The 17,303-nt window shown below is 63.9% G+C and carries 17 protein-coding genes; 15 read left to right on the top strand and 2 right to left on the bottom strand.

Features of this window, described 5'->3' with window-relative positions; genetic code table 11:
- The first annotated feature begins 55 nt into the window (after nucleotides 1–55).
- A complete protein-coding gene (locus OKW26_RS35335) occupies nucleotides 56–253 on the top strand; it encodes a hypothetical protein (RefSeq protein ID WP_018419250.1) in 198 nt (65 codons plus the stop codon).
- A 131-nt stretch (nucleotides 254–384) separates the two neighbouring features.
- Here OKW26_RS35335 and OKW26_RS35330 read toward each other — a convergent pair whose 3' ends face one another.
- On the bottom strand, nucleotides 385–711 hold the full coding sequence (locus tag OKW26_RS35330) for a DUF1840 domain-containing protein (protein WP_018419249.1): 327 nt from the start codon (nucleotides 709–711) through the stop codon (nucleotides 385–387).
- A 458-nt stretch (nucleotides 712–1,169) separates the two neighbouring features.
- Between OKW26_RS35330 and argS the strand changes: the two genes are divergently transcribed.
- The 8 genes from argS to OKW26_RS35290 all read left to right on the top strand — a co-directional run bounded on the left by argS (nucleotide 1,170) and on the right by OKW26_RS35290 (nucleotide 9,532).
- Nucleotides 1,170–2,960 (top strand): arginine--tRNA ligase, encoded by a 1,791-nt coding sequence (argS, locus tag OKW26_RS35325; RefSeq protein WP_429356518.1) that lies wholly within the window; start codon nucleotides 1,170–1,172, stop codon nucleotides 2,958–2,960.
- Between the two features lie 79 nt (nucleotides 2,961–3,039).
- Nucleotides 3,040–3,837: an SPOR domain-containing protein gene (locus tag OKW26_RS35320; protein ID WP_260321301.1), complete on the top strand. Its 798-nt coding sequence runs from the start codon at nucleotides 3,040–3,042 to the stop codon at nucleotides 3,835–3,837.
- A gap of 176 nt (nucleotides 3,838–4,013) precedes the next feature.
- Nucleotides 4,014–4,652, top strand: coding sequence for a thiol:disulfide interchange protein DsbA/DsbL (locus OKW26_RS35315; RefSeq protein ID WP_018419246.1), 639 nt, complete (start codon nucleotides 4,014–4,016; stop codon nucleotides 4,650–4,652).
- A gap of 15 nt (nucleotides 4,653–4,667) precedes the next feature.
- Nucleotides 4,668–5,441: an SDR family oxidoreductase gene (locus OKW26_RS35310; RefSeq protein WP_429356517.1), complete on the top strand. Its 774-nt coding sequence runs from the start codon at nucleotides 4,668–4,670 to the stop codon at nucleotides 5,439–5,441.
- 3 nt (nucleotides 5,442–5,444) lie between these two features.
- Nucleotides 5,445–6,263: a helical backbone metal receptor gene (locus OKW26_RS35305; RefSeq protein ID WP_184062636.1), complete on the top strand. Its 819-nt coding sequence runs from the start codon at nucleotides 5,445–5,447 to the stop codon at nucleotides 6,261–6,263.
- A gap of 281 nt (nucleotides 6,264–6,544) precedes the next feature.
- Nucleotides 6,545–8,131, top strand: coding sequence for an ABC transporter substrate-binding protein (locus OKW26_RS35300; protein ID WP_429356516.1), 1,587 nt, complete (start codon nucleotides 6,545–6,547; stop codon nucleotides 8,129–8,131).
- Between the two features lie 154 nt (nucleotides 8,132–8,285).
- The gene (locus OKW26_RS35295; RefSeq protein ID WP_429356515.1) at nucleotides 8,286–9,101 is read left to right on the top strand and encodes a LysM peptidoglycan-binding domain-containing protein; all 816 of its coding nucleotides are present in this window, start codon (nucleotides 8,286–8,288) and stop codon (nucleotides 9,099–9,101) included.
- Nucleotides 9,089–9,532 carry a lysozyme inhibitor LprI family protein gene (locus tag OKW26_RS35290; protein WP_429356514.1) on the top strand — a complete coding sequence of 148 codons (444 nt, stop codon included), beginning with the start codon at nucleotides 9,089–9,091 and terminating at the stop codon, nucleotides 9,530–9,532. Before OKW26_RS35295 ends, OKW26_RS35290 begins: the two co-directional genes overlap by 13 nt.
- Before the next feature lie 100 nt (nucleotides 9,533–9,632).
- On the opposite strand, the gene OKW26_RS35285 is transcribed toward OKW26_RS35290, so the two are convergent.
- Nucleotides 9,633–10,706 (bottom strand): MBL fold metallo-hydrolase, encoded by a 1,074-nt coding sequence (locus OKW26_RS35285; RefSeq protein ID WP_429356513.1) that lies wholly within the window; start codon nucleotides 10,704–10,706, stop codon nucleotides 9,633–9,635.
- A 158-nt stretch (nucleotides 10,707–10,864) separates the two neighbouring features.
- On the opposite strand from OKW26_RS35285, the gene OKW26_RS35280 reads away from it, so the two are divergent.
- The 6 genes from OKW26_RS35280 (at nucleotide 10,865) to OKW26_RS35255 (ending at nucleotide 16,740) form a co-directional block, all read left to right on the top strand.
- Nucleotides 10,865–11,269 (top strand): MerR family transcriptional regulator, encoded by a 405-nt coding sequence (locus OKW26_RS35280; protein ID WP_090802783.1) that lies wholly within the window; start codon nucleotides 10,865–10,867, stop codon nucleotides 11,267–11,269.
- Between the two features lie 39 nt (nucleotides 11,270–11,308).
- Nucleotides 11,309–13,126 (top strand): bifunctional isocitrate dehydrogenase kinase/phosphatase, encoded by a 1,818-nt coding sequence (gene aceK, locus OKW26_RS35275; protein WP_429356512.1) that lies wholly within the window; start codon nucleotides 11,309–11,311, stop codon nucleotides 13,124–13,126.
- Between the two features lie 72 nt (nucleotides 13,127–13,198).
- Entirely contained in the window at nucleotides 13,199–14,407 is a 1,209-nt protein-coding gene (locus OKW26_RS35270; RefSeq protein ID WP_184051305.1) for an acetyl-CoA C-acetyltransferase, read from the top strand.
- Between the two features lie 28 nt (nucleotides 14,408–14,435).
- Entirely contained in the window at nucleotides 14,436–15,113 is a 678-nt protein-coding gene (locus OKW26_RS35265) for an SDR family oxidoreductase (protein ID WP_429294398.1), read from the top strand.
- 33 nt (nucleotides 15,114–15,146) lie between these two features.
- Complete coding sequence (locus tag OKW26_RS35260; RefSeq protein WP_429356511.1) at nucleotides 15,147–16,277, top strand: acyl-CoA dehydrogenase family protein; 1,131 nt, start codon at nucleotides 15,147–15,149, stop codon at nucleotides 16,275–16,277.
- A gap of 7 nt (nucleotides 16,278–16,284) precedes the next feature.
- The gene (locus OKW26_RS35255; protein WP_429356510.1) at nucleotides 16,285–16,740 is read left to right on the top strand and encodes a YchJ family protein; all 456 of its coding nucleotides are present in this window, start codon (nucleotides 16,285–16,287) and stop codon (nucleotides 16,738–16,740) included.
- Nucleotides 16,741–17,303 lie beyond the last annotated feature (563 nt).

The following is a 17,303-nucleotide window of genomic DNA, read 5'->3' as shown; positions in this document are numbered from 1 at the left end:
GCGAGCACAACGCGCCGGCTCACCGAGATTGCAACCGTCAACGGAGAAAAATCGTATGAAGAAGCTGACACTGTTATTGACCGCTGTTTCGCTGGCCGCGGGCGCTTCCGTGGCGCTCGCACAACCCGCCGCGCCGGGCGGATCGAGCGCGGTCAGCTCCTACTCGCCCCCCACCGAGGCGCATGTCAAAAAGGCGAAGAAGCAAAAGATGAAGAAAGGCGCGGCAGCCTCGGCGGCCCCCGCGAGCCAGTGAGCGGCGAGGCCGACAAGCCCTCTGAATGACAAAGAGCCCGCGTCAAGCGGGCTCCTTTCTTTGAGTGCGCCCCAAAAGCGCTTATGAAGGCCTTCCGAGACCGGGCCGCGGCGCTCGGGACCCAGCAGAAATCAAAGCCCCCAGACGATATCCGCGTTTTCCTTCTGCGCCGCGCGCAGCATGTCGAGGAACGGATACGCGCGCTGCGCGAGACCGGGCGGAATCTCGTGACGATCGCGGCCGTCTTCGCCCTCGTGGAAATGGCCCTCGTGCTCGGCGCGCTCCTGCTTGTCGGAGGTGATCGCCGCTTCGAGCTTCTCGATGGCCGGGCCCAGTTCGTCGTGAGTAATGACGCCCCGCTGCCCAAGGCGTTTGCCGACAATGCCAACCAGATACTGCGCCAGATTCTCCAGCATCATCACGTCCGGGCAGGCGTGGCACTTGAAAGTAATCAGCATGACTGTTCCCTTTTTCGTTATGTCGGGTTAATGCATGAGCGTCCCAAGGGCGGCAACAGCGCGCGCCTGACGTGGCGCCGGCAAGGCGCGGCGGCCCCAGCCCCTCGTGGGCAACTCATTGAACATATTAGCACCTGCTAAAATCCGTCTGAACGGAAAAGCGCGCCGCCCAGCGCCACGTATGGCAAGGCTCGACGAGCATCGCGCACGTGGGCCAAGCGGGGGCGTCGAACCATCGGCCGCGATCCGCATGCCGCGCGAGCCTGCGTGCCGGCGGGCCGCCGAGCGGAGTCCACCGGGTTGCGCTGCTTGCGTCTCGTCGCATCGCCTGGGGGACACTCTGCCGGCGGCGCAGCCATCGGCGCCGCAAAGCGCTGCCGCGTTCAACGCTTGCGACACCGGCCTCGGCCGGCGCCTCTTCCGCCTTACCGGATTGCCTCACTGGACTCGCAACAAGCATGCTGCCCGCACACAAACACACACTCGAAACACTGCTCGCCGAGACGGTGAAGCAGGTCGCGACTGCCACACAAGGCGCGACGGAAGCCGCCTTCGTCTCGCCCGCCATCGCGCTGGAGCGCCCGAAAGTCGCCGCGCACGGCGACGTCGCGTGCAACGTCGCGATGCAGCTCGCCAAGCCGCTGCGCGCCAATCCGCGCCAGCTCGCGCAACAGATCGTCGATGCGCTGCTCGTCAATCCGCAGGCCAAAGGCCTGATCGACACCGCCGAAGTGGCGGGCCCCGGCTTCATCAACCTGCGGCTCACGGCCGCCGCCAAGCAAGGCGTGATCGCCGCCGTGTTCGCCGAGAAGGACGCGTACGGCCGCTCACGGCGCGACGCCGGCAAGCACGTGCTGATCGAGTTCGTGTCGGCCAACCCCACCGGCCCGCTGCACGTCGGCCACGGCCGCCAGGCCGCGCTCGGCGACGCGCTCGCGAACGTGCTCGCGTCGCAGGGCTGGGACGTGCACCGCGAGTTCTACTACAACGACGCCGGCGTGCAGATCCACACGCTCGCCCTGTCGACCCAGGCACGCGCACGCGGCCTCGCCCCCGGCGACGAAGGCTGGCCCGCGTCGGCCTATAACGGCGAGTACATCGCCGACATCGCGAAAGACTATCTGAACGGCATCACGGTCGAGGCGAGCGACGGCGAGCCCGTCACCGGCGCGCGCGACGTCGAGGACCTCGAGGCGATCCGCCGCTTCGCGGTCACGTATCTGCGTCGCGAGCAGGACATGGACCTGCAGGCGTTCGGCGTGAAGTTCGACCAGTACTACCTGGAATCGTCGCTGTACACGGAAGGCCGCGTCGAGAAAACGGTCGACGCGCTGATCGCCGCGGGCAAGACCTACGAGCAGGAAGGTGCGCTGTGGCTGCGCACCACCGACGACGGCGACGACAAAGACCGCGTGATGCGCAAGACCGACGGCACCTACACGTACTTCGTGCCGGACGTCGCCTATCACGTCGCGAAGTGGGAGCGCGGCTTCACCAAGGTCATCAACGTGCAGGGCTCGGATCACCACGGCACGATCGCACGTGTGCGCGCAGGTCTGCAGGGTCTCGGCATCGGCATTCCGAAGGGCTACCCCGACTACATCCTGCACAAGATGGTCACGGTCATGCGCAACGGCGAAGAGGTGAAGATCTCGAAGCGCGCGGGCAGCTACGTGACGGTGCGCGACCTGATCGAATGGTCGGGCGGCGCGAAGCCGGGCTCGGAAGCGGCCGTCGATCTGATCGACGAGGAAACCATTCGCCGCGGCCGCGACGCGGTGCGCTTTTTCCTGATCTCGCGCAAGGCGGACACCGAGTTCGTGTTCGACATCGACCTCGCGCTGAAGCAGAACGACGAGAATCCGGTGCACTACGTGCAGTATGCGCACGCGCGCATCTGCTCGGTGATCGCCGAGTGCAACGCGCGCTACGGCCTGGACGAGAACGCGCTCGCAAGCGTGGATCTCGCGCCGCTGACAAGCGAGCGCTCGATGGCGCTGCTCAACAAGCTCGCCGAATTCCCGGACATGCTGCAGCACGCCGCCGACGAACTCGCGCCGCACGCGGTCGCCTTCTACCTGCGCGAACTCGCCGGCGAATTTCACTCGTTCTACAATGACCGTGCCGAGCGCGTGCTGGTCGACGATGCGGCCGAACGCAACGCTCGCGTCGCGCTGCTCGCGGCCACGCGCCAGGTGCTGGCCAACGGTCTCGCGACGATCGGCGTCTCCGCTCCCGTCAAGATGTAACTCCTCCAGCGTAATATGCGCGCGGCCGTCGTTATAATCGGCGGCCGTTCCTGGATTCTTTTTGCAGGTGATTCGTACGATGGCAAAACCACGCCGCACAACAAAGCAATCGAAGCAAACCGGGGGCACTTTTCTCGGCATCGTGCTGGGCCTGATCGTCGGCCTGGCGATCGCGGTAGTGGTGGCGCTGTATATCACCCGTGCACCTACGCCGTTCGTGTCGAAGGTCGCGCCGCCAGCGGCGACCGACAACGGTGCGAGCCAGCCGCAATACGATCCGAACCGTCCGCTGCAAGGCAAGACGCCGGGCCAGCCGGTGCCGCAGGCCGCGCAACCGGCTCCGCCGAACACCGCGCCGGGCCAGACCAACGCCCAGACCCAGTCGGGCATGCTCGAAGAACCGCAGATCGTCGAAGTGCCGCCGTCGGGCGGCAACGCGAATAACAACGGCACGGCGGTCGCGCCGAATCCCGCGCAGGAGAACGGCACCGGCGGCATCGTCGCGCCGGCGCCGGCGAAGAAGCCGCAGACCTCGAGCGCGCCGGCCGCCACGGCGGCAGGCTCCGCGCCTAAGAGCGCGACCACGGTCGCCAACGCCAAGCCGGGCTCGGCCGCCGCTCCGGCGCCGGGCGAGGCGAACACCGGCTATTTCCTGCAGGTCGGCGCGTACAAGACCGCCGCCGATGCCGAACAGCAACGCGCGCGCCTCGCGTTCCAGGGCTTCGAATCGAAGGTCACGCAGCGCGATGCCGGCGGCGTCACGTACTACCGCGTGCGCATCGGGCCGTTCTCGAAGTTCGAGGACATGAATTCGAGCCGTCAGCGTCTGTCGGACGCGGGTGTCGATACCGCGGTGATCCGCTTCACCAAACAATAAATAAACGGTAATGTCGGCTCGCACGGTGCGTCGAACTATCCGCGCGGCGCGCGGGTCACAAGCACGATGGCCGCTTCGACCTGTATTGTGGCGGGCGGCCACACCGAATCCGACCAGCGGCGACGGGCCTTTCGCATGGCGTCGCCGCGCTACCGCCTTATCTGGGTCTACACAACATGAAAAAGCTGCTGAGCATCCTGTTTCTCTCGCTGGGCCTGATCGGGGCCAGCGCGCATGCGTCGCCGACCGCGCCGGTTGCCGGCAAGGACTACACCGTGCTGGCCTCGCCGCAACCGACCGACGTGCCGGCCGGCAAGATCGAAGTCACCGAATTCTTCTGGTATGGCTGCCCGCATTGCAATGAATTCGACCCGTTCCTCGAAGCCTGGGTCAAGAAGCAGGGCCCGGACGTCGTGTTCCGCCGCGTGCCGGTCGCCTTCCGCGACGACTTCATCCCGCACTCGAAGATGTACCACGCGCTCGACGCCCTCGGCGTCGCGAACGAACTGACGCCGAAGGTGTTCAACGAAATCCATGTCAACAAGAACTATCTGCTGACGCCGGAAGACCAGAGCAAATACCTCGCGACGCTCGGCGTCGATCCGAAGAAGTACATGGAAGCGTACAACTCGTTCTCGACGCAAAGCGCGCTGCAGAAGGACAAGAAGCTGCTCGACGACTACAAGATCGATGGCGTGCCGACGCTCGCCGTGCAGGGCAAGTATGAAACCGGCCCGGCCGCGACCGGCACCCTGCCGGGCACGATCCAGGTGCTCGACTACCTCGTCTCGCAAGTCCGCGCCAAGAAGATGTAATCACGAGGCGCCGGTATGAGCTCTCCGCTGAAGGTTTTCATTACCGGCGCTTCGAGCGGCATCGGCCTTGCGCTCGCCGGCGAATACGCACGGCGCGGCGCGATTCTCGGCCTCGTCGCCCGCCGCGGCGACGCGCTCGCCGCGTTCCAGCGGTCCCATCCCCAGCACACCGTCTCGATCTATGCAGTCGACGTGCGCGACGCGGAAGCGCTCGCCGATGCGGCCGCGCGCTTCATCGCCGCGCACGGCCTGCCGGACGTCGTGATCGCCAACGCCGGCATCAGCCGCGGCGCGCTGACGGGTCACGGCGATCTGCGCACGTTCCGCGAGGTGATGGACATCAATTACTTCGGCATGGTCGCGACGTTCGAGCCATTTGCCGCCGCGATGGCCGCATCGAAGCGCGGCACGCTGGTCGGCATTGCGAGCGTCGCGGGCGTGCGCGGCTTGCCCGGTTCGGGCGCGTACAGCGCGTCGAAATCGGCGGCCCTGAAGTATCTCGAGGCGTTGCGCGTCGAGATGCGGCCGTTCGGCGTCGGGGTCGTCACGATCGCGCCCGGCTATATCCGCACGCCGATGACCGAGCACAATCCGTACAACATGCCGTTCCTGATGGACCCGGACCGTTTCGCGGCGAAGGTCGCGCGGGCGGTCGAACGGCAGACGTCGTTCGGGGTGTTTCCGTGGCAGATGCGCGTGGCCGCGATGCTGCTGCATGTGCTGCCGCGCTGGCTCTACGACCGCGTGTTCGAACGCGCGCCGCGCAAGCCGCGCGCCGCCACCGAGTAAGCCATGCAGTCCCGTGCGGTCGATGCAGCCGGCGTCGCGCACGAATCCGCGGGCACCGACGCGCGCATCGTGTCGCTGGTGCCGAGCCTCACCGAAACGCTGTTCGCGCTCGGCCTCGAACGGCAGATCGTCGGGCGCACCGGCTTTTGCGTGCATCCGCACGACAAGGTCCGGGCGGTGCCGAAGGTCGGCGGCACGAAGGCCGTCAAACTGGACGCGATCCGCGCGCTGCGCCCCACCCATCTGATCGTCAATGTCGACGAGAACGAACGCGACACCGTCGAGCAACTGCGCGCGTTCGTGCCGCACATCGTCGTCACCCATCCGCAGACGCCGCACGACAACCTCGCGCTGTTCGCGCTGCTCGGCGCGATCTTCGGGCGTAAAGAAGAAGCGCGGCGCTTGAGCAACTCGCTCGAAGCGCGTCTGCGCGAAGCCGGCGCTCACGCCTTCGCCGCGCAGAACGTGCTGTACCTGATCTGGCGCGAACCGTGGATGAGCGTCGCACGCGACACCTACATCGCCGCGATGCTGCGCCTCGTGAACTGGCATACGCTGCCCGACGTGCGCGGCGGCAGCGCGGGCGCCGCGCGTTACCCCACGCTCGACTTCGATGACGCGCCGTGGCTCGCGCAGGTCGAGCGCGTGCTGCTGTCGAGCGAGCCGTACCGCTTCACGGCCGCGCATCGCGATGCGCTCGCGCGCGATCCGCGTCTCACCGGCAAGCGCATCGATCTGATCGATGGGGAAATGACGTCGTGGTACGGCGTGCGCGCAATAAGTGGCATCGGCTACCTGCTGCGTCAGGCCGCCGCAGCCTGAGGCGGCGGCATGGTCGCGCCGCCCCCATATGGATATGTCGATTAAATTGTTGTCGCCAAAATGGCGCTTCGATAAGCTTTCGCGAAGGCGCGCCGCCGGCCAGGCCTCGAAGGCCGGCCCCCAGGCCTCGGGCCGGGATCGCCCGACCTGTACGACGGCGCCGGGAACGTATCACAATCGTGGCGACGCGCGCGCCGGGACCGCTGACCTGCCCGCTCACGCATCGCCGCCATAAACACAACCAGACGCACTGCCTGACTGCGCTCGTTACCGGAGATCCTATGCGCTTCAAACTGCTCGCAGCCGCCATCCTGCTCACTGCGCCCGCGCTCGTGCTCGCCAAACCGTTGACCGTCTGTACCGAATCGAGCCCCGACGGCTTCGACGTCGTGCAGTTCAATTCGCTCGTCACGACGAATGCATCGGCCGACGTGATCTTCAACTCGCTGGTGTCGTTCGACGAAGCCGCGAAGAAGGTCGTGCCCGCGCTCGCCGACAAGTGGGAAGTGAGCCCCGACGGCCTGACGTACACGTTCCACCTGCGCCCCAACGTGCAGTTCCAAACCACCGACTACTTCAAGCCCACCCGCGCGCTCAATGCCGACGACGTGATCTTCACGTTCGACCGTATGCTCAACGACAGCAATCCGTGGCACAAGGTGGCGGGCGCGAGCGGCTTCCCGCATGCGCAATCGATGGGGCTGCCGAAGCTGATCAAGTCGATTACCAAGGTCGACGACAACACGGTCAAGTTCGAGCTGAACGAGCCGAACGCGACGTTCCTGTCGATCCTGACGATGGGCTTCGCGTCGATCTATTCGGCCGAGTACGCGGACCAGTTGCTGAAGGCCGGCAAGCAGGTCGATCTGAATGCGAAGCCGATCGGCACCGGCCCGTTCGTGCTGAAAAGCTATACGAAAGACGCGGTGATCCGTTATGACGCGAACCCGACCTACTGGGGACCGAAGCCGAAGATCGAGCGCCTGATCTACGCGATCACGCCGGACGCGACCGTGCGCGCGCAGAAGGTGAAGGCTGGCGAATGCCAGATCGCGCTGTCGCCGAAGCCGCAGGATCTCGCCGACGCGAAGAACGACAAGTCGCTCGCGATCGTGCAGACGCCCGCGTTCATGACAGCCTTCGTCGCGCTGAACACGCAGCAGAAGGCACTTGAAAACCAGAAGGTGCGCGCCGCGCTGAACATGGCGTTCGACCGCACGACATATCTGAAGACCGTGTTCGACAACACCGCGACACCGGCCGTGAACCCGTTTCCGCCGAATACGTGGAGCTACAACCACTCGATCAAGGGCTGGCCGTACGACCCGGCGAAGGCGAAGAAGCTGCTCGCCGACGCGGGCTATCCGAACGGTTTTGAAACGACGATCTGGGTGCGTCCGAATGGCAGCGTGCTCAATCCCAATCCGAAGGCCGGTGCCGAACTGCTGCAGGCCGACTTCGCGAAGATCGGCGTGAAGGCGGACGTAAAGGTGATCGAATGGGGCGAGCTGATCAAGGAGGCGAAGCAGGGTCAGCATGACACGCTGTTCATGGGCTGGGCCGGCGACAACGGCGATCCGGACAATTATCTGTCGCCGCTCTTCAGTTGCAACGCGGTGAAGTCGGGCATCAACTTCGCGCGCTTCTGCGATCAGGACCTCGACAAGCTGATCGCCGAGGGCAGAGCGACGTCCGATATCGCCAAGCGCACGAAAGCGTATGAAGCCGCGCAGCAGATCATCCACGACGAAGCGCTGTGGATTCCGCTCGGCTATCCGACCGCTGCCGCGATCACGCGCACGAACGTGAGCGGGTATCACGTGAGTCCGTTTGGACGGCAGAATTTTGGGGTGGTGGTGGTGCAGTGATTTTGCACTGCGGTTAGCGCAGGCGGCCCTGCAAGAAAGCCCGGTTTTTGAACCGGGTTTTTTTATTCAACGCGCGAATTGGCTGGTTGCATCTGACACTGCGTAACCTTTTTTCGACGTGATCTCGGGCCTTCGCCCGCCAGACCGATTCCTAATGCAATTTTCCTCAGTCAAGAAGCTGATAATTGCTTGCAAAGTAGCCGCCCACACTTTGACAGAAGGAATGGTTATGGCAATGCAAGCTCCAACGCGGACAGGTTTTGAACGGTGGCAGGATGGCGTTAGCAAGGCTGTAAGCGATGCCAAATGGAATTCCTGGGACTGCGAGATCCAGATGGCAGTCCATGAGTACAACCGCTATCTTCACGGCACTTCCGGGTACGTGCCCTTGGACTGGCAGCTTATCAAGGCGATGTTGTGGGTCGAAACAGGTGCCCACGATCCTCAGTGGAACGCCAAGCCGATGCAAATCGGGGTTGCAGGCGATCCTGGATTAGCATCGCTGCTTTCACGCAAAGAAGGCGGTGATTTGATTGTGCCGTCAGCCTGGATAGGACGGCTGACAATGGCCTCTGTCAGAACGATACCGGCGTATAACATTCGTGCTGGTATTGGTTATTTGCTAATGCGCATGGCACATTTTAAGTACAGAAGCGTACTTGGTGCTGACCCTGAGGTTTACGAAATCGCGGTGAGGCCAGGAGATAGCCTCGACAAGATGGCGAGGGCTCAGGGCACCACGATCGACACGTTAAAAAAACTGAATCCCACCGCCACTGTTCTGCGCCCCGGACAAGTGTTGAAGTACCGGAAAGCTTCAGTTCAAAACGCTGTTACAAGCTGGCGTCCCATGTCCGCGCCAGTGATAGCGGAGCGTTACAACGGAGGGGGCGACCCCAACTACGCCAGGAAGCTTGATTACGCTTTGTCAATGGTGCGCAAAGGAAAGGTAGCCCTATGCGCACGATGAAGCTGATCTGTTTCGGTTTGACCGCCTACCTGCCAACGATGGTCCTTGCGGCCTCAACTGCTCCCGTTGCAAGCGAACGGGCTCTGCGCGAGGAATGCAGCGCGTTCTCGCAAGCGGGAATGCGGGACTGTCTGGCAGAGAAAGCAGAGGCCAGTCTGAAGGCCCTCAAACGAGCCGAGGAGAAGATGGCTGGCACCCTCTCCGAATGGGATGAAGACAACAAGTACGTCAACCAGGCCAGGGCAAAACTCGTCGCATCAAACAGGAAATTCGCGGAGTACCGCAAGGCTCAATGCGAATTCGCAGCTTCGCTAAGTGGTGGTGGGGCTGGCAATTCGCACGAATTGGGCCGTTTGGCTTGCATTTCCGAACTCAACAACCGGCGAGCCCAGCAACTACGCGACGCTGCCTCCGGCTTGCCGTTGAAGTAGTTCGCACGAAAGGACGCCTGGCATCGTTGCGCCGCTCAGTGCCTCCGCGTAGCGCGGGCCTATGCGTCCTCGGTTCTACGGCCGCAGCCAACGGCCGAGATCACACCGCCGCAAACCGAATCACCCCATCCGCATCCTGCGTCCGCTTCAAATCCCCCGCTCGCCACAGCAGATGCAAATGCGCGAGCGCCTCACCCATCGCGAATGTCATCTGATGGATATCGAGCTGGCGCTTGAACATCAGCGGCACGATATCGGCGGCGCTGCGCGGCTTTTCCGCACATGCTTCGCGCACTTCGGCGAGCCGCGCGTCGTGATGCTCGTGCAGTTGCTGAATGCGCGTGCGCACGCCGCGAAACGGCTTGCCATGCGACGGCAGCACGAGCGTGTCTTCAGGCATCGTCTCGTAGCGGCCGAGCGACTCCAGATACAGTTCGAGCGGCGAACCCTCAGGCTCTATATCGAACACCGACACGTTGGTCGAAATGCGCGGCAGCACCATATCGCCGGAAATCAGCGTGCCGGTTTGTGCGCAGTACAGCGCGCAGTGTTCCGGCGAGTGGCCGAAGCCCGTCACCACGCGCCACGCCCTACCGCCAATCCTCACGTCCTCGGCTTCGCGCAAACGGCGGTATTGCCCCGGAATCGCCGGCACGAGGCTCGCGTAGTAGCTATTGCGATTGCGCAGTTTTTCGAGCGATTCGGCGTCGGTCAGACCGTGCCGCGCGAAGTGCCGCGCCGCGGCCTCGCCACCCGCGTTCGAGCCGTCGCCGGTCGCCATCACGCGCGCCTGCATGTATTCGCCAAGCGTCATCCACAGTCGCGCGTCCCAACGCTTTTTATCGCCACCGCCGCACACCCAATGCGCGAGGCCGATGTGATCCGGATGGCAATGCGTGACGATCACGCGCAGCACCGGCAGGCCGTCGAGCACCGATTCGAACACGCTCTCCCAATTCGCCTTGATCGTGTCCGACGTGATGCCGCAATCGACCACGGTCCAGCCTTGCTGGCCATCGATCTCATCGCGCAGCAGCCACAGGTTGATATGGTCGAGCGCGAATGGCAGCGGCATGCGCAGCCAAAGCACGCCGGGCGCGACTTCCATCGTGCGGCCCGCGTCGGGCATCGTGTCGTTGAAGGGGTATTCGAGCTGGTGTTCGAGTGCATTCATGGGGACTGTCTTCCTCCGACGACCCTCCGGCATGGCGAGGTGTGCGATGCCGGTCGGCCGGGTTGTGGTTGCTTTCCGCTCAGGTTGACGATAACGTAAACGTCGATTCTATCGTCCAATCCGGTTTTGTGCCGACCAAGCGGCCACGAGATGTCCCGATGAATACGCAATACACGATTACCGAGCTGGCGCGCGAATTCGACGTCACGCCACGCGCGATCCGTTTCTACGAAGACCAGGGTTTACTCTCACCGAGCCGCGAGGGTTCGAGCGGCTTGCGGCGCGTCTATTCGGGCCGCGACCGCACCCGTCTGAAGCTCACCTTGCGCGGCAAACGGCTTGGCTTCACGCTGTCGGAGATCCGTGACCTGCTCGACGTCTACGAATCGCCGACCGATACCGTACCGCAGTTGCACGCGTTCCTCGCGACGGTCGCGCGTCATCGCGAAGTGCTCGAACGTCAGCGAGAAGATCTCGACGCGACGCTCGAAGATCTCGCGCAGTATGAAGCGCAGGCGCGCGCGCTGCTCGATGGCGCGAGGCACGACGCGAAGCCTGCCTGAAGCGGCCTGACTCTGACCGGCGTTTGCGGAGCGCGCGTGATGAATCACTTCCCCAAGCTGTTATCGTCGCAAATCGGTTTCGACGTCGCGCAGACGATGCTCGATGGGTTCGACCGTCACTACCGGATCTTTCGCGACGCGGCGATCCACGCGAAGACGCTGTTCGAAGCCGGCGACTGGCACGGCCTGCAAAAGCTCGCGCGCGACCGCATCACATCGTACGACGATCGCGTGCAGGAATGCGTGCAGTTGCTCGAAGACGAGTACGACGCGGAGAACATCGACAGCGAAGTGTGGCAGCAGATCAAGCTGCACTACATCGGCCTCCTGACCACGCACCGTCAGCCGGAATGCGCGGAAACCTTCTTTAATTCGGTTTCCTGCAAGATCCTGCACCGTTCGTACTTCAACAACGATTTCATTTTCGTGCGCCCGGCGATCTCGACTGAATACATCGAGAACGACGAACCGGCCGCGAAGCCGACCTACCGCGCGTATTACCCCGGTACTGATGGACTTGCCGCAACGCTCGAACGGGTCGTCACGAACTTCCAGCTCGATCCGCCGTTCGAGGATCTGACGCGCGACGTCGCCTGCGTGATGCAGTCGATTCGCGAAGCGTTCGGCGTGTTCGACGAAGCGCCGAACTTCCAGATTCACGTGTTGTCGTCGCTGTTTTATCGCAACAAGGCTGCATATATCGTCGGGCGCATCATCAACGGCGAGGCGCTGCTGCCGTTCGCGGTGCCGCTGCGTCACGTGAAACCGGGCGTGCTCGCGCTCGACACCGTGCTGCTCAAGCGCGAGCAGTTGCTGATCATCTTCAGCTTCTCGCACTCGTATTTTCTGGTCGATATGGAAGTGCCGTCCGCGTATGTCGAGTTTCTGCGCACGATCATGCCGGGCAAGCCGAAGGCGGAAATCTATACATCGGTGGGTCTGCAGAAGCAGGGCAAGAATCTGTTCTATCGCGATCTGCTGCATCACCTGAAGCATTCGAGCGACCGCTTCATCGTCGCGCCCGGCATCAAGGGGCTCGTGATGCTGGTGTTCACGTTGCCGTCGTTCCCCTACGTGTTCAAGCTGATCAAGGACAACTTTCCGCCGCCGAAGGAAACCACGCGCGCGCAGATCCAGCAGAAGTATCTGCTCGTCAAACGTCATGACCGGCTCGGCCGGATGGCCGACACGCTCGAATATTCGAGCGTCGCGCTGCCGCTCGCGCGGCTCGACGAAACGCTGTTGCGCGAACTCGAAAAGGAAGTGCCGTCGCTGCTCGAGTACGACGGCGACAACCTCGTGATTCGCCATCTGTACCTCGAGCGACGCATGGTGCCGCTCAATCTGTTCCTGCAGAACGGTAACGACGACGACGTCGAGCGCGGCATCAAGGAATACGGCGACGCGGTGAAGGAGCTGATCCAGGCGAACATCTTCCCGGGCGACTTGCTGTACAAGAACTTCGGCGTCACGCGACACGGCCGCGTCGTGTTCTACGACTACGACGAGATCGAATACCTGACCGACTGCAACGTGCGTGCGGTGCCGGCGCCGCGCAACGAGGAAGACGAAATGTCGGACGAGCCGTGGTACGCGGTAGGCCCGCACGATATTTTCCCGGAGACGTACGGCACGTTCCTGCTCGGCGATCCACGCGTGCGGCGCTCGTTCATGCGGCATCACGCGGATCTCTTCGAGCCCGAGCTGTGGCAGCGATACAAGGATTTTCTGTTGAAGGGCGATCTGCCCGATTTTTTCCCGTACGACCCGAGCGTGCGCTTCTGCGTGCGTTATCCGGAGCGGTTCGCCGAAGCAGCCGATGCGCAGGCGAACGAGCCAAATGTGCGCGTGGCTTGATGAATCCCACGAGGGTTCGCATCAGGCAACGCGCGGCGGTAGCCATCCAAGCTATGACCAAGGAGCTCGAACATGAGTGACGCAAACCACAGTGGTATCAACGCCGATCCAATCGTAATCGTCAGCGCGGCGCGCACGCCGATGGCCGGCTTTCAGGGCGACTTCGCGTCGCTGAGCGCGCCGCAACTCGGCGCGGTCGCGATCAAGGCGGCCGTAGAACGAGCGGGTCTGAAGCCCGAGCAGATCGACGAAGCGGTGATCGGTTGCGTGCTGCCCGCCGGCCTCGGCCAGGCGCCCGCGCGCCAGGCCGCGCTCGGCGCGGGTCTGCCGCTGGCCACCGGCTGCACGACGGTCAACAAGATGTGCGGCTCCGGCATGCGCGCGGCGATGTTCGCGCACGACATGCTGGCCGCCGGCTCGCTCGACGTGATCGTCGCGGGCGGCATGGAGAGCATGACGAACGCGCCGTATCTGCTGCCGAAAGCGCGCGGCGGCATGCGCATGGGCCACGGCCAGGTGCTCGACCACATGTTCTACGACGGCCTCGAAGACGCCTACGACAAAGGCCGTCTGATGGGCGCGTTCGCCGAGGAATGCGCGGCGTCGTTCGACTTCACGCGCGAGGCGCAGGACGCGTTCGCGGTCGAGTCGCTGAACCGCGCGAAGCGCGCGAACGAGGACGGCTCGTTCGACTGGGAAATCGCGCCGGTCACCGTAGCGGGCCGAAAGGGTGACGTCACGATCGCGCGCGACGAGCAGCCGTTCAAGGCCAACCTCGACAAGATCCCCACGCTGAAGCCCGCGTTCAGCAAGACCGGCACCGTGACGGCGGCGAACTCGTCGTCGATCTCGGACGGCGCGGCCGCGCTCGTGATGATGCGCGAGTCGACCGCGAAACGGCTCGGCGTGGCGCCGCTCGCGCGCGTCGTCGGTCATTCGACGTTCGCGCAGGCGCCCGCGAAGTTCACCACCGCGCCGGTCGGCGCGATCCGCAAGCTGCTCGGGAAGAACGGCTGGCGCGCCGGCGACGTCGATCTGTACGAGATCAACGAAGCGTTCGCGGTCGTCACGATGGCCGCGATGAAAGAGCACGATTTACCGCACAACAAGGTCAACGTGAACGGCGGCGCGTGCGCGTTAGGCCATCCGATTGGCGCCTCGGGCGCGCGCATTCTCGTCACGCTGATCGGCGCGCTGAAGAATCGCGGTCTGAAGCGCGGTGTCGCGACGCTGTGTATCGGCGGCGGCGAGGCGACCGCGATGGGTGTCGAACTGATCTGATGCATCCACAAAATCTTCGAGGAATACGATGAAAACAGTGTTGATCGTCGGTGCATCGCGTGGCATCGGCCAGGAATTCGTCCGGCAGTACAGAAAGAGCGGCTGGCGCGTGCTCGCGACCGCGCGCGACGGCGCCGCGCTCGACGCGCTCAACGAACTCGGCGCCGAAACCTTCGCGCTCGACGTCACCGCGCCCGAAGACATCGCGGCGCTCGGCTGGAAGCTCGACGGCGAACGGCTCGATGCCGCGATCCTGGTGTCGGGCGTGTACGGTCCGCGCACCGAAGGCATCGAAACGATCACCGCCGAGGACTTCGATCACGTAATGCACACGAACGTGCGCGGGCCGATGCAGCTGCTGCCAATCCTGCTGCCGCTCGTCGAGGAAACGGACGGCGTGCTCGCGGTGATTTCGAGTCGCATGGGCAGCATCGCCGATGCAAGCGGCACGACCGGCTGGCTGTATCGCGCGAGCAAGGCGGCGCTGAACGCCGTGCTGAAGCTCGCGTCGCTCGACGCGCAGCGCGCGACCTGCGTGTCGCTGCATCCCGGCTGGGTGCGCACCGACATGGGCGGCGCGCAGGCCGCGCTCGATCCCGAGCGCAGCGTCGCTGGCATGCGCGAGGTGCTGGCGCAGGCGGCGGCATCGCGCGACGCGTTCCACGGCCGCTTCTTTCAGCACGACGGCACGCAGCTCGACTGGTAGACAACTACGTTGCATGGGACCGGAGACACGCTCATGGTGCTTGATCAGGATCACCTGATGGTGCGCGACGCGCTGCGCACCTTCGTGCGCGAAGAGATCACGCCGTACGCGGCGCAATGGGACCGCGAGCGCACCTTTCCGCGCGACGTGCACCGGCAGCTCGCCGAGCTCGGTGCTTATGGCGTGCTGGTGCCCGAAGCGTATGGCGGCGCGGGCATGGACGCGCTCGCGCTCGCGTTGATCCTCGAAGAAATCGCGGCCGGCGACGGCGGCACGTCGACCGCGATCTCGGTGAACAACTGTCCCGTGTGCAGCATCCTGCTCACCTATGGCAACGACGCGCAGAAGCGCGACTGGTTGACGCCGCTCGCGCGCGGCGAGATGCTCGGCGCGTTCTGCCTGACCGAGCCGCAAGCGGGCTCGGATGCGTCGGCGCTGCGCACCACCGCGACACGCGACGGCGACGCGTACGTGCTGAATGGCGTCAAACAGTTCATCACGAGCGGCAAGAACGGCGACGTCGCGATCGTGATGGCCGTCACCGACAAGGCCGCTGGCAAGCGCGGCATCAGTGCGTTCATCGTGCCCACCGGCACGCCGGGCTACGTGGTCGCGCGGGTCGAAGACAAGCTCGGCCAGCATTCGTCGGATACCGCGCAAATCGTATTCGAGGCGTGCCGCGTGCCGGCCGCGAACCTGATCGGCGCGGAAGGCGAAGGCTACCGGATCGCGTTGTCGGGTCTCGAAGGCGGGCGCATCGGTATCGCCGCGCAAAGCGTCGGCATGGCACGCGCCGCGTTCGAAGCGGCGCTGACTTACGCAAAAGAACGCGAGAGCTTCGGCGCGCCGCTGTTTTCGCACCAGGCGGTGCAGTTTCGCCTTGCCGACATGGCGACCCAACTCGAAGCCGCGCGTCAATTGATCTGGCACGCGGCATCGCTGAAGGACGCGGGCCAGCCGTGTCTGACCGAAGCCGCGATGGCAAAACTGTTCGCCTCCGAAGCGGCCGAGCGCATCTGCTCGGCCGCCTTGCAGATTCACGGCGGCTACGGTTATCTGAGCGACTTCCCGGTCGAGCGGATTTACCGCGACGTGCGCGTGTGCCAGATCTACGAAGGCACGAGCGACATCCAGAAGATCCTGATCGCTCGCGCGCTCAACTGAAATTTCAATGAACAAGCCATTGTTGTCACTGCAAAGACCTGTCGACTGTCCGTGCGGCGGCGCCGCGCCCGACGCACGCGGGGGCACCGCGACCAAAGCCCCGCGTTTCGTGCAATGCTGCGGCCGCTATATCGACGGCGGCGAAGCGGCGCCGCGCGCGCTCGAACTGATGCGCTCGCGCTATAGCGCGTACGTGCTCGGTGCACCCGACTACCTGCGCGCGACGTGGGACCCCAGCACCTGCCCCGCCGATCTCGACGTCGATCCCACCGCGCCCGACGCGCCCCGTTGGCTCGGACTGCAGATCAAAGGCTTCGCCGAAAGCGATGCCGATCACGCGACCGTCGAATTCATCGCCCGCTACAAAGTGGGGGGACGTGCTTATCGGTTGCATGAATCGAGTCGATTCGTGCGCGGCGATGATGGCCGCTGGCGTTATGTCGATGGCGACGTCAATGAGTAAATGAAGAGCACGCGACGATTAAGTAATCGCTGCATTACGCGCCGAAGCTTTCTCGTGCCTTTCACCCGCTCTCGACAAACTTTATAAGGGCCTTTGCATAGGCCTTTTTTCGTTCCTTTCTCGCGGGCTTCTTCGTTGGCCTCGCACCACAGCACTGACACGACCTTTGCTCGCCGCTTCCCGCCACATGTCCCCGGCCCTTGCCCGGCAAGGCTTTGAAGCCTCGTTCGCACATGCAGCAATTTTTTCGTCACGGGTTCTCCTTGATTGCACAAAACAAAATTGTCGTGCCAGGATGAGTCCGTAGTTTCATGACGTCACATTGCGAGAGCGGGTCATACCGGCTCCGCAACATGCAAAGGAAGGCTGACCGGCCGCTGATCGAACGCGAGCCGCGCGGACTCCGACAGCATCAAGTGACGTTCATCCTCGACGCGTGGGGTCGCGTCGGCCGTTGGGTTCATCCCGTGCGATCTCGATTTGCGTGCGTGCGCTTCCCGCAACGTTCGCGAGTGAGTCTGTTTGTGTCGAAATCGCGAACGAAAGCTGAATGTCAGCCGCGT

The sequence above is a fragment of the Paraburkholderia sp. 32 genome (assembly GCF_050435345.1).
Taxonomy (GTDB): domain Bacteria; phylum Pseudomonadota; class Gammaproteobacteria; order Burkholderiales; family Burkholderiaceae; genus Paraburkholderia; species Paraburkholderia tuberum.
The sequence above is the reverse complement of the archived record's forward strand: the minus strand, read 5'-3'. Positions and strand labels throughout refer to the sequence as shown.